This is a genomic window from Empedobacter sp. UBA5036 (assembly GCF_002415215.1).
Taxonomy (GTDB): Bacteria; Bacteroidota; Bacteroidia; order Flavobacteriales; family Weeksellaceae; genus Empedobacter; species Empedobacter falsenii_B.
The window spans coordinates 15,566-35,230 of sequence record NZ_DICC01000030.1; the positions used below are offsets into that span (position 1 = coordinate 15,566).

The 19,665-nt window shown below is 31.7% G+C and carries 14 protein-coding genes; 13 read left to right on the forward strand and 1 reads right to left on the reverse strand.

What is annotated here, in order from left to right; translation table 11 throughout:
• The 6 genes from B4J88_RS05565 to B4J88_RS05590 all read left to right on the forward strand — a co-directional run bounded on the left by B4J88_RS05565 (position 1) and on the right by B4J88_RS05590 (position 8,834).
• A complete protein-coding gene (locus B4J88_RS05565; protein WP_125349493.1) occupies positions 1 to 1,137 on the forward strand; it encodes an efflux RND transporter periplasmic adaptor subunit in 1,137 nt (378 codons plus the stop codon).
• 148 nt (positions 1,138 to 1,285) lie between these two features.
• Positions 1,286 to 1,963 (forward strand): response regulator transcription factor, encoded by a 678-nt coding sequence (locus tag B4J88_RS05570; RefSeq protein WP_291066758.1) that lies wholly within the window; start codon positions 1,286 to 1,288, stop codon positions 1,961 to 1,963.
• Between the two features lie 3 nt (positions 1,964 to 1,966).
• Positions 1,967 to 3,304 carry a sensor histidine kinase gene (locus B4J88_RS05575; protein ID WP_291066760.1) on the forward strand — a complete coding sequence of 446 codons (1,338 nt, stop codon included), beginning with the start codon at positions 1,967 to 1,969 and terminating at the stop codon, positions 3,302 to 3,304.
• A gap of 72 nt (positions 3,305 to 3,376) precedes the next feature.
• Positions 3,377 to 4,627, forward strand: coding sequence for a TolC family protein (locus B4J88_RS05580; RefSeq protein WP_038336631.1), 1,251 nt, complete (start codon positions 3,377 to 3,379; stop codon positions 4,625 to 4,627).
• 4 nt (positions 4,628 to 4,631) lie between these two features.
• Entirely contained in the window at positions 4,632 to 5,723 is a 1,092-nt protein-coding gene (locus B4J88_RS05585) for an efflux RND transporter periplasmic adaptor subunit (protein WP_180906311.1), read from the forward strand.
• A gap of 3 nt (positions 5,724 to 5,726) precedes the next feature.
• Positions 5,727 to 8,834 (forward strand): efflux RND transporter permease subunit, encoded by a 3,108-nt coding sequence (locus tag B4J88_RS05590; RefSeq protein WP_291051693.1) that lies wholly within the window; start codon positions 5,727 to 5,729, stop codon positions 8,832 to 8,834.
• A gap of 91 nt (positions 8,835 to 8,925) precedes the next feature.
• On the opposite strand, the gene B4J88_RS05595 is transcribed toward B4J88_RS05590, so the two are convergent.
• Positions 8,926 to 10,365, reverse strand: coding sequence for an FAD-dependent oxidoreductase (locus B4J88_RS05595; RefSeq protein ID WP_291066763.1), 1,440 nt, complete (start codon positions 10,363 to 10,365; stop codon positions 8,926 to 8,928).
• A gap of 254 nt (positions 10,366 to 10,619) precedes the next feature.
• Here B4J88_RS05595 and B4J88_RS05600 point away from each other — a divergent pair, with 254 nt between their 5' ends.
• The 7 genes from B4J88_RS05600 to B4J88_RS05630 all read left to right on the forward strand — a co-directional run bounded on the left by B4J88_RS05600 (position 10,620) and on the right by B4J88_RS05630 (position 19,661).
• A complete protein-coding gene (locus tag B4J88_RS05600; RefSeq protein WP_125349499.1) occupies positions 10,620 to 11,237 on the forward strand; it encodes a hypothetical protein in 618 nt (205 codons plus the stop codon).
• Entirely contained in the window at positions 11,221 to 12,330 is a 1,110-nt protein-coding gene (locus tag B4J88_RS05605) for an aminotransferase class I/II-fold pyridoxal phosphate-dependent enzyme (RefSeq protein ID WP_125349500.1), read from the forward strand. Before B4J88_RS05600 ends, B4J88_RS05605 begins: the two co-directional genes overlap by 17 nt.
• Complete coding sequence (gene bioD, locus B4J88_RS05610) at positions 12,323 to 12,946, forward strand: dethiobiotin synthase (protein ID WP_125349501.1); 624 nt, start codon at positions 12,323 to 12,325, stop codon at positions 12,944 to 12,946. Before B4J88_RS05605 ends, bioD begins: the two co-directional genes overlap by 8 nt.
• A gap of 6 nt (positions 12,947 to 12,952) precedes the next feature.
• The gene (gene bioB / locus B4J88_RS05615) at positions 12,953 to 13,948 is read left to right on the forward strand and encodes a biotin synthase BioB (RefSeq protein WP_125349502.1); all 996 of its coding nucleotides are present in this window, start codon (positions 12,953 to 12,955) and stop codon (positions 13,946 to 13,948) included.
• Positions 13,936 to 15,207, forward strand: coding sequence for an adenosylmethionine--8-amino-7-oxononanoate transaminase (gene bioA, locus B4J88_RS05620; RefSeq protein ID WP_125349503.1), 1,272 nt, complete (start codon positions 13,936 to 13,938; stop codon positions 15,205 to 15,207). The genes bioB and bioA overlap by 13 nt, the downstream gene beginning before the upstream one ends.
• A gap of 325 nt (positions 15,208 to 15,532) precedes the next feature.
• A complete protein-coding gene (locus tag B4J88_RS05625) occupies positions 15,533 to 17,002 on the forward strand; it encodes a histidine kinase (protein WP_291066766.1) in 1,470 nt (489 codons plus the stop codon).
• 79 nt (positions 17,003 to 17,081) lie between these two features.
• Positions 17,082 to 19,661 carry a zinc-dependent metalloprotease gene (locus tag B4J88_RS05630; protein WP_038335737.1) on the forward strand — a complete coding sequence of 860 codons (2,580 nt, stop codon included), beginning with the start codon at positions 17,082 to 17,084 and terminating at the stop codon, positions 19,659 to 19,661.
• The last annotated feature ends 4 nt before the right edge of the window (positions 19,662 to 19,665 follow it).

Below are 19,665 nucleotides of genomic sequence, written 5' to 3' on the forward strand. Positions count from 1 at the left end.
ATGAAAAAATATATCTTAATGCTTTGTACATCTTTTGTTGTGATGAGTTGTAACAAAGAAGAAACAAAACCTGAAGTAGAGCAAAAAGCAACTATTTCTACTTCAATTTTAAAGTTGACAGATGCTCAATTAAAGAATTTTGAAATTGATACAACCTCTTTACGTCATCAGAATTTACCTACAACTATTCGGCTAAATGCAAAGACGGCAGTAACCCCAGAAAATACTATTTCTATCACCAATGCCTTTGGTGGTTATGTGAAACGAATTGCACTAATTCCAGGAAATTATGTCAATAAAGGACAAGTTTTGGTGGTTTTAGAAGATCCGCAGTATATCCAAATGCAAGAAGATTATCTCACAACAAAAGCTTTGTTAGAGCAGGCTAGTGCAGATTATGTTCGTCAAAAGGATTTGAATGCAGAGCAAGCAGCAAGTGACAAAGTGATGCAACAAGCGAAAGCAACACGTCAATCGTTGATGGTAAAGAAAAGTTCCTTGGAACAGAAACTAAGATTAATGAATATCAATCCTTCCTCAGTTTCGTTGAGTAATATCCGACGTACCATCAATGTTTATGCACCGATTAGCGGAATGGTGAGTCAGGTTTTTGCGAATACAGGACAATATATTTCGCCAGCAGATGCGATGTTAGAAATTATTAATCCAGATCGTTCTTTGTTGAATGTAAAAGTATTTGAAAAGGATCTGAGTAACATTCAGATTGGTCAATTTTTGAAAGCTTATACCAATGCAAAACCAGATCAAAAGTTAGATGCGCAAATCACCTCAATTTCAAATCAAGTGAATGAAGATGGAACGGTTGATGTTTTTGCACGAATTACGAATGCGAATGGTACGCGATTAACAGCGAATATGTATTTCAATATCGAATTGCAAGTGAATTCGCTTGACGCGAATGTTTTACCAGAAGAAGCTGTAATTCAGTTTGAAGGAAAAGACTATGTGTTCGAAAGACAAACTAAAAATCAGTTTCGATTAGTTCTTGTAGAAATAGGAGGTTCTGCGAATAAAATGATTGAAATAAAATCTCCTCAAAATTCAGGAAAAGTCTATGTTTCGAAAGGAGCATATAATCTTTTGACTGCGATGAAAAATAGTGGAGAAGGAGATTAGACTTCGAATTATTGAATATAAAAAACGAGCAATTTATTGCTCGTTTTTTATTGAATTTTGTTCTTTTTAAATTAAAATCCAATTAGAAAATTTGCTATATTCATCTCATCTTGATCAATTTCATTAATTTTGGAAAAATGGAAAGTATATGCAAATTTTAGTAATCGAAGATGATAAGCGAATTAGCGATTTTTTAATCAAAGGATTAGAAGAAAATGGACATTTGGTTACGCTTTGTAAAGATGCGGAAACTGTTTTAGATGAATTTCTTACGATTCAGTTTGATTTGATTATTTGTGACATTATGTTACCAAAAATGGATGGAATTCAGCTTGTACAGACACTTCGTTACAAAAAAATATTCACTCCAATTTTGATGTTAAGTGCATTAAATACAGTTCAAGATAAAGTTTCGGCTTTGGACTATGGTGCAGATGATTACATTACAAAACCATTTCATTTCGACGAATTATTATCTCGCATCAAGGCTTTAACGCGTCGTAATCAGTTTCGTTCGCAAGAAGTTCCTGAAAATAAATTGATTTTTGATGCCTTAGAAATCGATTTGGATCAATATAAAGTTTTTGTCAATCAAGAAGAAACAGAGCTTTCTCCTCGTGAATTTAAGTTGTTGAATTATTTAATCGAAAATATAGATAAAACCGTTACTCGTATCCAAATTTTAAATGCTGTTTGGGGAATAACATTCGATAATCACACCAATGTTGTGGATGTTTACATTTCGTATTTGCGTAATAAAATAGAGAAAAATGGTATGAAATATATTCATACAGTAAAAGGCGTTGGTTATATGTTTAAAGCTTAAATTATGAAGTTAAAACATCGATTAGCGCTTTATTCAGTCATTATTTTTAGTATCATTATTTTGATTGTTTCTACAATTATTTATTTTTCTTTTTATACCGAAATGGAGAAAAAAGAGATCAAATCATTGCAGAATAAGACACTTTTGGCTTCTATTTACTACTTAGAAAAAGACGAATTACCCGTTTTAGAACACAATAATGTACAAAGCCAATTGATAAAAACGATTTCCAGAAAAAATATTTTAATTATTGATCAAAACAATAAAAAATACAATGGAAATATGGCTGATAATAAAGAAATAACGCAGCAATTTATAGAGAATATTCGTTCGAATAAAACTGATTTTTTTGCGAGTAAAGATTTCTTTTATAACGGAATTTTTTATCACGATAACCAAGGAGATTTTGTAGTAATTACGCGCGAATCTAAACAAGAATTCAACGAACAAATGCAATCGTTACTTCAAATTTTGATTTCGGTTTCATTGGTCGGGTTGATTTTTATTTATCTATTTTCTAATTTTTTAGGAGTAATTGCTTATGAACCGATTACAAAAATTATTGAGCAAATAAAAGAGCGTGATGCGAAGAATTTTACTGAACCTTTAAAGCTTAATAAGTCGTATGCAGAGATTGAAGATTTAATCAAAACCTACAATCATTTTATTGATCGAATGGCGCAAACTTTTAATGTACAAAAGAATTTTATTGATTATGTTTCGCACGAGTTACGAACACCAATTACTGCATTATTAGGAACTTTAGAGGTTACAAATCATAAAAAAAGAACGCTCGAAGATTACGAAAATGTGATTGTGCAACTGAAACAATATACCAATGATTTGCAAGAAACGTTAGACCAAATGATGTTACTTTCGGGAGATAAAACGAGTTTTGAATTTAGTCAAATTCGAATTGATGAAGTAGTTTGGCAAGTGATTGAAAATGCAATTTTGTATCATGAAGCGCGTATAAATGTGGATTTACAAGTCGAAAATAATCAATTGTTAACCATTCAAGGAAACGAAAAATTACTAGAAGTTGCGCTGAATAATTTAGTAAGTAATGCAATAAAATATTCGAACAATCAACCGATTTTAGTACAGTTTTTGGAAATTAATCATCGTTTGCAAATTCATATTTCCGATTTAGGAATTGGTATTTTAGAAACCGATATCAAACAAATTAAACAAAACTTTTTTCGAGGAAAAAACACGCAAGATTTTCAAGGAAAAGGTATTGGGCTTTCGATGGCGAATATTATTTTTACACTTCATCAAATTGATATAGAAATTGTTCCGAATAAACCTAAAGGAACGATTGTTAAACTCATTTTCTAATCTACTTTTAATCTAACTTAAAACTTACCTTAATCTTACACTTTTACTTTTGAATTTTCAAAAAGAGTAGAAGTGAAGAAGATCTATTATACAGCAATTCCAATTGTTCTTGCGATACAAACACAGGCGCAAAACATAACGTTGGACAATCTAGAAGCCGCGTTTTTACAAAAAAATTATGCGCTTATTGCGAATAAATTCAATGTAGACAGAATTGATGCTGAAATTATTCAGGAGAAATTATGGCAAAACCCAACGTTGAGTATTTCTGAGGTTAATCTTTGGAAAACATATCATGTGGAAGAACAGCCTAATTTATTCGGTAAATACGGGAAAAATCAACAAATTTCTGTCGAATTAGAGCAATTAATTGAAACCGCTGGTAAACGAAAAAAGCGTGTTGCGATTAAAGAATTAGAGAAGAATTCGGCACTTTTTGAGTATGAGGAATTGTTGCGTGAGCTGAAAAAGGAATTAAGACAAACATATTTTTCGTTGGCGCGTATTCAATCTGAAAAGAAAGAATTGCAAAATAGCGTTGATTTGTTTGAACAAATGATGACGCAATATCAGCGACAAGCAGATTTAAAAAATGTTCCAAAAGCAGATTTTTACAGACTTCAAACCGAATTAATTGGTTTACAAAAAGATCAAATTGAGCTAGAAAATCAAGAAATTGAATACATCAATAAACTTCGATTGTTAACGCAAAACTCAGATTTAAATGTAAATGAAATCGATTTTTCAAGATTCAATTCTCACTCCAAATCAATTCCATTTAATGCTAAACAATTAGCGAAAGAGCAAAATATAGCGTTAAAAAAACAAGAGAATGAAATCAATTTAGCTGAAAAACAATTGATTTTAGAAAAAGCACAACGTACACCAGATTTGGCTTTTCAAGTAATTTATGATCGAGGTGGAAATATTATGCGCGATTTTGTAGGTGTAGGTGTAAGCATTGATTTACCGATTTTCAATACGAATAAAGGAAACATCAAAGCTTCTGAAATTGTACTGAATCAACAACAAATCACCAAAAATGCCTTGAATTCTGAATTAGATATTTCGATTGATCGACTTCAAAATCAAATTAGTCAATTGGATAAAGCACTTATTCAATGGAAAAAATTGAACAATCAAGAGCAATTAACTATGATTGACAATTATAAAAAACATCTCCAAAATAAACAAATCACTTTATTAGAATTTATTGATTTTACGCAGGCTTATCGCGAATCTCAAAAAGCTTATTTGGATTTATTGGAAAATTATCAAAACACATTCGAAGAACTAAATTATATCGTTGGACAAGATTTATAAAATGATGAAAAAAACTTTTTATTTTTTAGCTGCTTTTACTTTGGTTTTAAGTAGTTGTAACAAGCAAGAAACCGAGAAAGAAGTGGTAAAAGAAAACAAATTTTGTTTGAACGAGCAATTGAAAAAGTCAACCGAAATTGTACCAGTTTTGCAGCAACCAATTCACGAACAATTAACCTTGTCAGGAAAAATTGAATATAACGAAAATGATTTAGTTGGCTTTAAAAGTTTGCTACAAGGAGTGGTAGATAAAGTGAACTTTGAATTAGGCGATTATGTGCGTCAAGGTCAAGTTTTGGCAGTTGTAAAATCGAACGAAGTACTAGATTTGGTACAGCAAAAGCGTTATCATCAAAATCAAATGGATTTGATTCGAAAACAAATTAAGTCGAAAAAAGAATTGTTGAATGATGGAATGGCTTCTCAGCCCGAAGTTACAGAGGCAGAACACGAATTACAATCAGCGCAAATTGAAATTGATAAAATCAATGCTACCTTGAAGATGTATCGTGCAGTTGGCAATGGTCAATTCCAGATTTTATCACCTAAAAATGGTTATATCGTTCAGAAAAACATGAGCGTTGGTCAGTCTATTATTTCTGATTCAGATGAAAATCTTTTCTCTATTTCAAATCTAAAACAGGTTTGGGTAATGGTAAATATTTACGCCAATAATCTGCAATATGTAAAAAAAGGAGATGCTGTAAAAGTGAAATCTATGGCGTATCCTGATCGAATTTATGTTGGAAAAATTGATAAAATATACAATGTGTTTGATGAAAATGAACACGTTTTGAAAGCGCGTGTTGTGTTAGAAAATCAAGATTTGAACTTGATGCCAGGTTTGAGTGCAGATATTATTATCGATAAACAAAATATTGTAGGAAATGCATTTGCGATACCAAACAAAGCCAAAGTTTTTGAGAACAACAAGGAATATGTGGTGGTATATAAAAATGATTGTACAATGGAAATTCGAAAAATTACGACGATTGGTCAGAATGAAGAATTCACATTTGTTAGCGAAAAGTTTGCTCCAAATGAGAAAGTTATTTCTCGAAACGCTCTAATGATATTTGAGGAATTAAATAAATAATAAATGAAAAAGTTAGTACAATCAGTCGTAACTTTTTCGTTACGAAATACAACCTTTGTTTTATTTGCTGTATTTGCATTACTCTTTGCAGGTATATTTTCTTTAAAACATACACCAATAGAGGCATTTCCGGATGTAACAAATACTAGAGCTCGTATTATAACACAATGGCCAGGAAGAAGTGCTGAGGAAATGGAAAAATTGGTGACTCTACCAGTTTCAAAAGTAATGAATAGTATTCCGCATAAATCTAATATTCGTTCAATTTCTCTTTTCGGATTATCTGTTGTAACGGTTCAGTTTGAAGATGGAGTAGATGATTTTTATGCACAACAATATGTATCGAATAAATTGAGTGGAGTTGATTTACCAGAAGGAGCTGATGCAGATATTGAACCGCCTTCTGGTGCTACAGGAGAGATTTTTCGTTATGTGATCAAAAGTGATTTACCGATCAAGGAAGTTACCGCGATACAAGATTGGGTAATAGAACGTGAATTGCTTTCTGTATCAGGAGTTGCAGATGTTGTAAGTTTTGGTGGAGAAGAAAAAACGTATGAAATTAAAATTAATCCAACAGAATTAAAGAATTATAATTTATCGCCTTTAGATGTTTATGAAGCAGTTTCTAAATCAAATATAAATGTTGGTGGAGATGTGATTCAGCAAGGAGATCAAGCTTATGTAGTTCGTGGTGTTGGTTTACTAGATAAGATAGAGGATATCGGAAATATTACTGTCGCTCTAAATGGTTCTACACCAATTTTGATCAAAAATGTGGCAGATGTTGTCATTTCGAATAAACCACGTTTGGGGCAAGTTGGTTACAATAAGCATGATGATATGGTAGAAGGAATTGTTGTGATGTTGCGTGGTGAAAATCCATCCGAAGTCATTGAAAATCTGAAAGCGAAGATTGAAGAATTGAATACAAGAACTTTACCAGATAATGTGAAAATTGAAACAGTTGTAGATCGTACCAAATTGGTGGATAATACAGTACATACGGTTTCTAAAAATATTATTGAAGGTATTTTATTGGTATCATTAATTGTTTTTGTTTTTTTATATAATTGGAAATCAACATTTATTGTAGCTTCGGTTATTCCGCTTTCATTTTTGTTCGCAATTATTATGTTGAAAATACAAGGATTACCAGCGAATTTAATTTCAATGGGGTCACTGGATTTTGGATTGTTGTTAGAAGGAACTTTGGTAATTGTAGAAACAGTTTTTGTTGCTTTAGCTACAATGCAACATAAAGTAGGAGCAGAACGTTTCGCAAAAATGAGTAAAATGGGTGTTATAAAGAAAAGTGCAGGAAGTGTAGCTTCTTATATTTTCTTTGCCTTACTTATTCTTATTGTTGCTTTATTACCGATATTTTCATTCCAAAAAGTGGAAGGTAAAATGTTCTCTCCTTTAGCATTTACATTAGGATACGCATTATTAGGATCTTTAATATTAAGTCTAACTTATGTTCCTGCAATGTGTAAGTTGCTTTTTAAGAAAAATATGGAGGAGAAAGAGAACTTTATTACTCGATTTTTTCAGAAAACTATTTTTGGATTATATGAAACTGCATTTCGTTATAAAAAGGCAACAATAGGAATCTTTTTAGGAATTTTAGCTCTTTGTTTGTTTAAGTTCTCGCATTATGGATCAGAATTTCTTCCAAAACTGAATGAAGGAGCAATTTACATTCGTGCAACTTTACCAAATAGTGTCAATTTACAAGAATCAACTCGATTAACAAAAGAGATGAAAGAGTTGATGCAGAAAGATTGTGATGAAATTGATTTTATTTTAACACAAACAGGTCGTCCAAATGATGGAACAGATCCAACAGGATTCTTTAATATTGAGTTTAATGTTCAATTAAAAGATGAAAAAGATTGGAAGCGCAAGATTTCAAAAGAAGAGATTATTCAAGAGATGCGAGATAAACTAAATCATTATCCAGGAATTGTATTTGGATTTTCACAACCTATTCAAGATAATGTCGAAGAATATGTAGCTGGTGTAAAAAGTTCATTAGTTATTAAGATTTTTGGTGATGATTTGTATGATTTAGAAAAATATGCAAACAAGGTCGCTACTTCTATCGAAAAAGTAAATGGAATAACGGATATCAATGTTTACAAAAATATTGGTTTACCTGAACTTAGAATAGAATTGAGTGATTCAAAAATGGCGAAATATGGTATTAGTACAGCGGATGTGCAGGCAGTAATTGAAATGACAATTGGTGGACAAGCAGCTACTAAGTTTTATGAAAATGATCGACAGTTTGATGTTATTCTTCGTTTTCAGGAAGCTTATAGAGATACTCCTGAGAAAATTGGAAATATTTTGATTCCAACAAGTAATGGGAACAATGTTCCTTTGCAGGAAATAGCTACAATTGGTTATCAAACAGGACCTGCTTTTATTTATCGAGAAGGAAATAGTCGATATATCGGTGTAGGATTCAGTATAGAAGGTCGTGATTTAGGAAGTACAATCGATGAAGCGAAGAAAGTAGTGGCGAAAGAAGTTAAATTACCGAAAGAAAATTACATGGAATGGGCTGGTGAATTCGAAAGTAAAGAGCGTGCAGCAAAACAATTAGCAATGGTCGTTCCGATTTCGTTAGTTTTGATTTTATTATTATTGTATACCAATTTCGGAAATGTAAAAGACACAGCGATAGCTGCATTAACACTGCCTTTTGCTTTTATTGGAGGATTTATTTCGCTTTGGGTAACAGGAACCATTTTTGGTATATCTGCGGGAATAGGTTTTATTATTCTTTTTGGAGTAGCAACGATTGATGGAATTGTTCTAATTGGTGTTATTCGAGATAATTTAAAGCATAAAATGCAATTAAAAGAAGCAATAGTCAATGGTGTTAAAAGTAGAATACGCCCTGTTGTGATGATTGCGCTTATGGGATCGATGGGATTATTACCAGCAGCACTTTCTACCGGAATGGGATCAGAAATTCAAAAGCCTTTGGCAATTATGATTGTAGGAGGATTAATTATTTGTTTAATCTTATCCTTTACAATTCTTCCAGTTGTATTTTATTATGCATATAGAAAAGAATATCAACAGAAATTCCTGAAATAATTTGTGTAGTTGTTTTATATAAAGGAGTTTTTATCAAAAGGTAAAAACTCCTTTTTTATTGATTATGAATGAGTAAATCTAGAATAATTAATTATAAAGTAGAAGACCACTTAGAACCAAACGTTACGTTACCTTCTTGAAGTACAATATCTGAATGTAAAAATTTTGCGGCATCTGCTGACTTTTTCACTTTAACGCTACTTCGTTCCATCATCTCTTTTTCATATTGTTGTAAAACTTCTTCACGTAAATTAATCTGTTTATTTTGAATATTATTATAAGCTGATGTTATTTTTTGTGCTAACAATAAAGCATCTAATAAAGCTTGATTTGCACCTTGTCCTTTAAAAGGACTCATAGGATGAGCTGCATCGCCAATTAAAGTGACAGAGCCAGCATTTTCTAGTAAATTTGACATTAATAAATCTCGATCATAAACGGGGTATCCAGTGATTTGTTTGGGTTCTGTAGCTGCAATAATTTCAGGAATAGGAGAGTGCCAATGCGTTCTTTTAGCAACTTCTATTTTTAAAGCCTCTGAACCTTTTTTACTCAAAGCTATCGCTTCATTTTCTAACATTGGAAAACTAAATTGCCACATAACCGAATCTTTGTCATAAGGCATCATATACATTCGTTCAGTTCCATTTGCTGTTTGAAATACCGTTGCTCCATCCAACAAATGATTTTCTAAATTAGCTAAAGCATCCAGTTTACAAATACCTAAAATAACAATACACCCCAAATAACGTAATGGAGTATTTTCCTCATTTATAATCAATCGACGAACTGTACTTCGTATGCCATCAGCACCAACAAGTAAATCAGCTTTAAAGTGTTTTTGAATTCCATCAACATCAAATGTTAATTCTATTTTATCATCAACTTTAAAATCGACTAATTGATGATTCCATAAAACTTGATTATTGCCACCTAATTGATTTAAAAAAGCTAAGCGTAAAGATTGCCTCGCAATGTGAATATTGGTATGTTTATTCTTGTTTTTAGCTTCAATCGCTTCTTTATCTTGCAATTTTCTTATTCCCCATTCGCCAATCACATTTCCTTCTATAGTATGTGCTAAATGCAATGTAGAAACGATTCCTTCCTCTAAAGTTTGGATTCCAAATTTTTTTAATTCTTTACTAGCTTGCTGTAACGTTAGTCCATAACCTTGGGAACGATCGTTGAAAGCTCGATCACGTTCAAAAAGTGTAAAAGGAATTTGACGATGTAAACACGCTAATGCCAATGCAATTCCACCAATTCCAGCTCCGACAATTGCAATATGAGGATATTTTTTTTCGTTGGGTGATGGATGTTCATTTGTAGTTGTCAAACCGGTTCCTGAGCAGACAGTACAGATCTGCATCGAACTTTTTGGTTTATTTGGAGTAATAAAATTTTCATTCTTTTTAGATTGAGCAACAGCTAATTCATAACGCGATAGTTTCCTTTTCGAAACTCCTTGACTTTTTTTTCCAAGTCCATTACAATTCTTGCAACTTATCCAATTTTCTCGAGTACTCAATTTAAAAATTTTTGCAAAAATAAGATTAAAGTAGCTATTTAGAAAAATCTAATCGTAAAAGATAGAATTAATAGATGAATAATGAATTTTTCTGTAATAATAGTTTTCATCATTCAACTTCTTTATAGTGATGATTTAAAACTTTTTGCAGAGATTCTAAAATAGGTTTAATATAACCGGACTATTATTTATTATAAAAGTGGAGTGTATATATGATCCGTTGGACTTATAATTTTGGTCAAAAATAAAATCAATTGAAAAAATTATTAAATCATATTGTTTTAGAACCAAAATTACATGTAAAGTGGCTTAATACACTTTCGTATATGGAAAATGCAGGAGCAAGAAAAATTTCGGCATGTGAACACAAAACTTTTGTCAATCTTATCCAATTGAAACATGCAGCTGAGGAACATCGCCATGCTTATTATTTGAAAAAGCAAATTATAAAATTAATTCCAGATGCTTGTGTCAATTATGAGCCTATTTATCTTTTAGCACCAAAAGCAACAATGTATTATTTACATCAATTAGATATTCAGGTTTGTCGTTTATTGAAGAAAGAATTTAATCTTGATGGGGAAGATTTAAAATACGCAGCTTATTTGTTTGTGACTTACGCTATAGAAGTGAGGGCAGATGAATTGTATCCAATATATCAAGATATTTTGACGGCGCATCAACAAAAAGTGATGGTAAAATCTATTATTGTTGAAGAAGAAGGTCATCTTGAAGAAATGATTTCACAATTAAAAGAATTTCATAGTGAATGGAATATCTATGCAAATCAAGTGAAACAACTAGAAGAAGTGTTATTTATGAATTGGATTTCTGCAATTGAAAATGAATTGAATAATGTCGAAATTTTTTAATTCATTGCAATTATCTCTATTCGAAAGAGAACAAAAAGGAATTAAAAGAACATTAAAAGTTCGTTCTTCTGGAATTGATTTTTATAGTAATGATTATTTGGGATTAGCTAAAAATGAAATCTTACATCAGCAGATTTTAAATGAGTTTATAGCACAACCATCTTTACTTTATGGTTCTACTGGAGCACGTTTGATTAGTGGGAATTCCAATTACCTAAGAGAAACGGAACAGATAATAGCAAATGAACATAAAGTGGAAGCTGCATTACTTTTTTCATCTGGATATAATGCCAATTTAGCACTTTTTTCTGCACTTTTAACTCGACATGATATTGTTTTAGTTGATGAAAATATACATCGATCAGTACATGACGGGATTAAATTATCCAACGCAAAAAAAACAAAGTTTAAACATAACGATTTAGATCATTTAGAGAAACTATTGCAAAGAGTAAAAGAGCGTTGTTTTATCGCGGTAGAAAGTTTGTATTCGATGGATGGTGATTGTGCTCCATTAATTGAACTGGTTGAATTAGCCAATAAATACAATGCAGCATTAGTGGTAGATGAAGCTCATGCTTTTGGTGTTTTTGGTTACGGATTGGTTCATCAATTCGGTTTACAATGCAAAGTGTTTGCAACGGTTGTAACTTATGGAAAAGCGATGGGAATGAGCGGTGCCACGATTTTAGCTAATCAGTTAGTGATTGATTATCTCATTAATTATGCTTCACCTTTTATTTACACCACAGCTATTGCTGATTTTCATGTGACAGGTTTACGAAAAGGTTATCAGTTTATCAAAGAAAATAAATCGCTTCAAGAAAGTTTACAATATAATATCTCACATTTTAGAAATAGTGGCTTAACGAGTTCTTCAAATAAAAATAGTCCAATTCAAATTCTAAAGTTTGAGTCTAGGAGTCAATTAACCAAAATCCAAAATCAATTAGAAGAGGTTGAAATAAACACTTTTGCAGTTTTTCCACCTACAGTAGTAGAAGGAGGAGAGCGCTTAAGAATCTGTTTGCATGCTTTTAACACACAAGAAGAAATTAATCAATTAATAGAAAAGATAAAAGAAAATGTCTAAACAATTATTTGTTACAGGAATAGGAACAGGAGTTGGGAAAACGATGGTTTCAGCAATATTAACTGAAGCTTTACAAGCTGATTATTGGAAACCAATACAATCGGGAGATTTAGATTCATCAGATAGTTTGTTGGTAAAATCGTTAACTTCTCCAGAACTGAAAATTCATCAAGAACGTTATTGTTTGCAAAAAGCCGCTTCGCCACATCAATCTGCAAAGGAAGAAGCAATTGAAATCAATTTAAATGATTTTGAATTTCCCAAAACAACCAATTCTCTTATTGTTGAAGGAGCAGGAGGATTATTTGTTCCTATTAATGAAGAAGATTTTATGATTGATCTTATTCAGCAGTTTAATCTTCCAGTAGTTATGGTTGCAACGAATTATTTGGGTTGTATTAATCATACATTATTAACGATTGAAATACTGAAATTAAGAAATATCGCTATCGAATATTTTGTGTTTAATGGAGAGTTTGATGAAGACACTTCTCGTGTTATAAAAAATCATTTGTCTCCGGATATTTCTATCATCATTATACCAAAACTCAATTCAATAAATTCAAGCGAAGTGAGAAATATAGCAGAAACAATTAAGCATCAATTTAATATTTAAAATACAATGAAAGTATCAAACGAAACACGCCATGATTGGACGAAAGAAGAAATCGAAAAAATCTATCATCAACCATTATTAGATTTAGTATATCACGCATCCAAAAAACATCGAGAATGGCACAATGCAAGAGAAGTACAAGTATGCACCTTGTTATCTGTAAAAACAGGTGGTTGTCCCGAAGATTGCTCATATTGCGGACAAGCAGCGCGTTATCATACCGATATTAAAGTAGAAGCTTTGTTGCCAACTGCAACAGTATTAGCACATGCAAAGAAAGCAAAAGAAGCGGGCTCATCACGTTTTTGCATGGCAGCTGCTTGGCGAGAAGTACGAAATAATCGAGATTTTGATCGAATAATCCAAATGGTTAAAGGTGTAAATGAATTGGGATTAGAAGTATGTTGTACATTAGGAATGTTGACAGAAGAGCAGGCAATTCGTTTGCAAGAAGCAGGTTTACATGCTTATAATCATAATTTAGATACTTCCGAAGCTTATTACGATGAGATTATTTCTACTCGTAAATTTGATAATCGAATCAATACGATACAAAATGTGCGAAAGGCTGGGATTACAGTTTGTTCGGGTGGAATTATTGGCTTAGGAGAAACGCATCAAGATCGAATTTCTATGCTATTAACTTTGGCAACAATGTCAAAACATCCAGAATCTGTACCTGTAAATGCTTTAGCAAGAGTAAAAGGAACACCTTTAGAAAATAATCCGAAAGTAGATATTTGGGATATGGTTCGTATGATTGCTACAGCTCGTATTGTGATGCCTTCTTCGATTGTGCGTTTAAGTGCTGGTCGAATAGAAATGACAGAAGTTGAGCAAGCTTGGTGTTTTATGGCTGGAGCGAATTCGATTTTTACAGGAGAGCGTGAAACCTTACTGGTAACGCCTAATCCTGGGGTAACAGAGGATATGAAAATGTTTGAAAATTTAGGTTTAATACCAATGGTTAAACAAGAAACAACTCAGACATGTACACATTAAAAGAACGCGATCAGTTGGTGAATTGGCATCCTTATACGCAGATGAAAAAAGCCAATAATATTATTCCAATTGTAAGAGGAGAAGGAAGTTATATTTACGATGAAAATAACAAACAATATATTGACGCTGTTTCATCGTGGTGGGTAACGCTGCATGGACATGCGCATCCGTATATTGCACAAAAAATGCACGAACAGCTAACAACTTTGGAACATGTTATTTTTGCAGGATTTACGCATCGACCTGCAATTGAATTGTCTGAACGTTTGTTGGCTCTTTTACCTCAAAATCAAAAGAAAGCATTTTATAGCGACAATGGATCAACAGCGATTGAGGTAGCATTAAAAATGTGTTTACAATATCATTTCAATAAAAAAGAAGATAGACCTGTGATATTAGCGTTCAAAAATGCCTATCATGGTGATACTTTTGGCGCGATGTCTGTAAGTGGAAGAGGAATTTGGACAGAACCTTTTAGTGAAAAGCTTTTTGATGTTATATTTATTGATACGCCGAATGCAGAAAATATAGAAGCGATTAAATCGCAAATAAAAGAAGTTGCAACTAAAGTAGCGTGTTTTATTTACGAACCTTTGGTTCAAGGAGCTTCGGGGATGTTGATGCATGAGGCTGAATATTTAGATCAATTGATGAGTTGCTGTAGAGCATATCATATTTTAATGATTCAAGATGAGATTTTTGTAGGATTTGGTCGTACAGGTAAATTATTTGCAGTAAATCATTTGACAGAAGTTCCAGATATTATGTGTTTTTCGAAAGGTTTAACAGGTGGTACTTTGCCTTTGGGCGTTACAACTTGTACAGATAGAATTTACCAAGCCTTTTATGCTGATGATTTGAATAAGACGTTATTTCACGGGCATTCTTTTACGGCAAGTCCATTAGCGTGTACCGCTGCGTTAGCAAGTCTTGATTTGTTATTACAGACTTCTATACAACAGCAAATAGCAAATATTGTACATCAACATCAACATTTTGTTGTGTCTATTCAAGATCATCCTAAAGTAAAAGTGATAAGACAATGCGGCACTATTTTGGCGTTGGAATGGAATACAAATGAAGAAACATCTTATTTTAGTGATATACACGAAAAGCTATATCCTTACTTTTTAGAGAAAGGTATATTATTGCGTCCTTTAGGGAATATTATTTATTTAGTTCCTCCTTATTGTATTTCGACTGATGATCTAAATTATATTTATGATACGATTCGTCAAGCTTTAATCGAATTGTTTTAATGTTAAGTTCTAAATGACGCTTATAAGATTAAAAAGATAAAAAAATCTCCCTTTTGGGAGATTTTAGTTTATATAATATTGTCAAATATTTGAAAATTATCATTTTATGATAAATGTTCTCTTATTTTTTTGATTAAAAAGCTTCCCTTAGTTTTGCAAAAAAAATAGTTTGTCTTTTCGATTTCGAGTCCATTTATCTAATAAATCCATTTATGTTATAGCGCTTATTGTAAGTGTTATTGCTGTTTTTGCTCTTGTTATATTGAGTTTTTTAATTAATAAAGAAAGTCAAAAAAATAATGATGAGTTTGTCAAAAAAAGTTTTTTGAGGAAATATGAAGCAGTTGAATTTGAGTTTAAAAACATCGAAGAATATCAAGAAGTTTTAAAAAAAGTTGTTAAAAAGACAAATGAAAAAAATGTAGCAGATCATTTTTTGGTTTTGAATGAATTAAATTCAAATCGAAAGTTAATTCGCCATGATTGGTTTTCTATTCATTCTCCAGAAACAAATTATTTTCCTGATGAATCAATCCTTTCAAAAGCTATCAATCAACCAAATATTAAAGAATTTCAATCGATATATACTACAAAAAATCAACAGATTGATAATTTTTTATTGGATTATAAAGACACGTTGTATTGGGTAAATTACGATTCTATTAAGTTGTCTAATGGACAAAATATGTATTACGGTTCGACGATTAATCTGTTTGATTTGTATAATTTTTTTACGACAGTTGATGCAACTTCGTCCAATTATATGTATGTTTTCAATAAAGATGGAATTTGTATTACGCATCCTGATGAAAAATTTATTGGGAAAAATGTTTTCGATTTTACAGATATCCAGCCAAACGATACGATAACGAGCACAATTAATTCTAATTTTTCACAAGATTTATATACGTTGAATGATGCTTCGTCCGAATTTATAAAGGATACGGATATTAAGCGTTATATAAAACCTTTACACACCAAAAATTTTGATGGATATATTGTCGTGAATCATTTGAGTTATATCATTGATGAAAATGTAGAACGAACTAAATTTTATATAGGTTTTATTTTCTTAGGGACTGTTTTTTTAATTATCATTATCTTTTTGTTATTCAATAAAATAACATCTAAAACATACAAGGAAAAAGCGTTTGTAATCGAAGAAAAAAATAGGTTGTTAATTGAAAACGAAAAGATTAAAAACGCGAATACTCTAACGCAATTACAACAATTAAAGAATCAAATTAATCCACATTTTTTATTCAATTCCTTGAATTCTCTTTATATGTTAATTGGTTTGAATAAAGAGAATGCGCAGAAATTCACGATGAATCTTTCTAAAATTTACCGATATCTTATTGTTCCGCCAAAGGAAAATATAGTGCTTGTAAAAAAGGAATTAGATTTTATTGCGCAATACATGGATTTGCATAAAAGTAGATTTTCGGAAGAATTGATTTTTGATTTACAAATCGAAGATTCGAAAAGCTTAGAAAAAAACATTCCATATTTGGCATTACAGATTGTTGTAGAAAATGCAATAAAACATAATATTGCTACAATTGATCAACCTTTGACTATAAATATTGTTGTAAAATCTGATTTGATTATCGTCAAAAATACTTTTCAGAAAAAAAATAAAGCGACAGAAAATGAGAAATTTGGTTTAAACTATTTACAAAAAATCTATCATTTTTATCAAGTTGATAATTTCTCAACAAAAGTAGAAAATGAAGAATTTATTTGTTTTTTACCTTATATCGAACCAAAATATCCATTCACTCCAAAAAACTAACCACTCACTCCAAAAAACTATTATTATAAGAAAACTGCGCTTAAGTTTATGCCATAATTAATGATAATTTAATGTTCGAATGAGTCATAATAAGGAAAGAAAGAATTATAAATTAGCACTATATCTTGGTTTGGCAATGTCTTCGGCTGTTGTTTATGGACAAAAGAAAGAGGATAAAAAAGCTGAAAAAGATAAAACAGAGAAAAAGGATTCTACTGTAACGAAAGTTAAAAAAATAGATGAATTAATCAAGAAAGGAAGCTACAAGAAAGGTTTGTTTAATACCATTCAAGTAAAAACTGATATCTATTTCGAAATTCCAGATAGTTTATTTGGACGCCAATTTTTGGTTGTGAATAAATTGTCTCAAGTTCCAATGGAAGTTAACGAAGCGGGCTTGAACAAAGGAATGAATTACGAAAACAAAGTGATTTCTTTTTATCATGATAAAGTAGCTAAAAAAGTGTGGGTAAAAACAATTGTTCCACAAGTTTCTTCGCCTAAAAATGACGCAATCACAGCTTCTGTAAAGGATAATTTCTCAGAATCGATTATTGAGGTTTTTGATATAGAAGCTCAAAATAACGATTCGACAGCTGTTGCGATTAAAGTGAACAAAATTTTTGATGGAAATCAAAAAAGTTTTAATGATGTATTAACGAACATAGGTTTAGGAGGTTCGGTAAAGGCAAATCTATCGTATGTGGAAAATGTGAAAACGTTTCCAGAAAACATTGTGGTTAAGTCTCAGTTAACGACAAGTGTAAATGAAGGAGGGGTAGATTTGGCCGTTACCTTAGGTGTTACAAGTAATATTGTTTTACTTTCGACAACTCCTATGCAACCTAGGTTAGCAGATAATCGTGTGGGATATTTCACAGAAAAACATTGGTTTTTTAATGATGCTCAACACAAAATGGAAGATCAACGCTTTATTACAAAATGGCGTTTGGAACCAAAAGACGAGGATAAGGAAAAATATCTAAAAGGAGAATTAGTAGAACCTAAGAAACCAATTATTTATTACATCGATCCTTCGACACCAAAACAATGGCGCCAAAAAATTATTGCTGGTGTACACGATTGGCAAGTTGCTTTTGAGCAAGCTGGTTTCAAAAATGCGATTATAGCAAAAGAACCAACTGCTGATGACAAAGATTTTGATATTGATGATGTACGTTACTCAGTAATTACGTATGCAGCTTCACCAAAGTCAAATGCAATGGGACCTTCTGTGGTTGATCCGCGTAGTGGTGAAATTTTAGAGGCGGATATTATTTGGTGGCACAATGTAATGACTTCTTTGCATGATTGGATGCGTATTCAAACAGGTCCAATTGATCCAAAAGCAAGAGGAAATAAATTTAGTGATGAACATATGGGAGAAGCAATTCGTTTTGTGTCTTCTCATGAAGTAGGACATACATTTGGTCTGAAACATAATATGGGCGCTTCTTTTTCTTATCCAGTAGAATCTTTACGTTCGAAAGAATTTACAGATAAAATGGGTGGAACTGCACCGTCTATTATGGATTATGCGCGTTATAATTATGTGGCACAGCCAGAAGATGGTGTTACAGCAATTACGCCAAAAATCGGTTTGTATGATAAATATGCAATCGAATGGGGATATCGTTGGTTTCCAAATCAAGAAACAGAAAAAGCATCGCTTCGTAAAATGATTGAAAAGCACGAAGATGATCCAATGTATTTTTATGGTGAACAACAAAGCTATTTAAGTACAATTGATCCGCGTTCTCAATCAGAAGATTTAGGTGATGATGCTGTTTTGGCAAGTGAATATGGAATGAAAAATCTAAAACGTGTTTCAGAAAATATCTTGAAATGGACGTACGAAGATGGAAAAAGCTATATCAACACAGGGAAACTTTATTACCAAACAATAGGGCAGTGGGATTTATATTCTAATCATGTTTTAGCAAATGTTGGTGGGATTTATTTAAACAACACTTATTTCGGAATTGATAAAAAAGCATACGAACCAGTTCCTGCAGATATGCAACGTAAAGCAGTTAATTATTTAAACGAAAATGTGATTCAATTACCAAAATGGTTATTCTTTAATGATATTTTAGATAAAACGTATGCAATCAAAAATTCGCCAATGGGACCTTACGAGCAAACGCCGTATACATTAGCGAGAGAAATGCAATATGGATTGATTTATAATTTATTTACTGACGATCGCTTATTGCGCATGTTAGAAAATGAATTGAAACACCAAGAATTAAAATCTAATGAAAAAATTTATACAGTTGAAAATTTATTTGATCAAGTAAGAAGTGCAGCTTTTGATAAAAAATCAAACTTAACTATTCTTGAAAAAATGACTCAAAAAAATTACGTTGATGCCTTAATCGTTTCAACAAACAAATTATTTGAAAAAACAACTGTAGCAGGACTTACAATTGACCAAAACCTACAAGTACCAACTATCTGTAATTATTTAGACGAAGAAAAAATGGCGCGTAACATTAACTATTCTTCTATGAAAAGGGTGTCGGAAGTGACAACCTATAAAAGAGCAGAATTGCAACGTGTGTTGACTTTGTTAAACAAGAAAAAGAATAATGGAGATGCGTCTACAAAAGCGCATTATGCCGATTTAATCATTCGTATTAAAGAAGCTTTAAAGTAAGATA

Bases quoted from the DNA above. Each gene is read 5' to 3' on its own strand.
- B4J88_RS05565 (WP_125349493.1), top strand. From the start codon at position 1: ATGAAAAAATATATCTTAATGCTTTGTACATCTTTTGTTGTGATGAGT.
- B4J88_RS05570 (WP_291066758.1), top strand. From the start codon at position 1,286: ATGCAAATTTTAGTAATCGAAGATGATAAGCGAATTAGCGATTTTTTA.
- B4J88_RS05575 (WP_291066760.1), top strand. From the start codon at position 1,967: ATGAAGTTAAAACATCGATTAGCGCTTTATTCAGTCATTATTTTTAGT.
- B4J88_RS05585 (WP_180906311.1), top strand. From the start codon at position 4,632: ATGAAAAAAACTTTTTATTTTTTAGCTGCTTTTACTTTGGTTTTAAGT.
- B4J88_RS05590 (WP_291051693.1), top strand. From the start codon at position 5,727: ATGAAAAAGTTAGTACAATCAGTCGTAACTTTTTCGTTACGAAATACA.
- B4J88_RS05605 (WP_125349500.1), top strand. From the start codon at position 11,221: ATGTCGAAATTTTTTAATTCATTGCAATTATCTCTATTCGAAAGAGAA.
- bioD (WP_125349501.1), top strand. From the start codon at position 12,323: ATGTCTAAACAATTATTTGTTACAGGAATAGGAACAGGAGTTGGGAAA.
- bioB (WP_125349502.1), top strand. From the start codon at position 12,953: ATGAAAGTATCAAACGAAACACGCCATGATTGGACGAAAGAAGAAATC.
- bioA (WP_125349503.1), top strand. From the start codon at position 13,936: ATGTACACATTAAAAGAACGCGATCAGTTGGTGAATTGGCATCCTTAT.
- B4J88_RS05630 (WP_038335737.1), top strand. From the start codon at position 17,082: ATGAGTCATAATAAGGAAAGAAAGAATTATAAATTAGCACTATATCTT.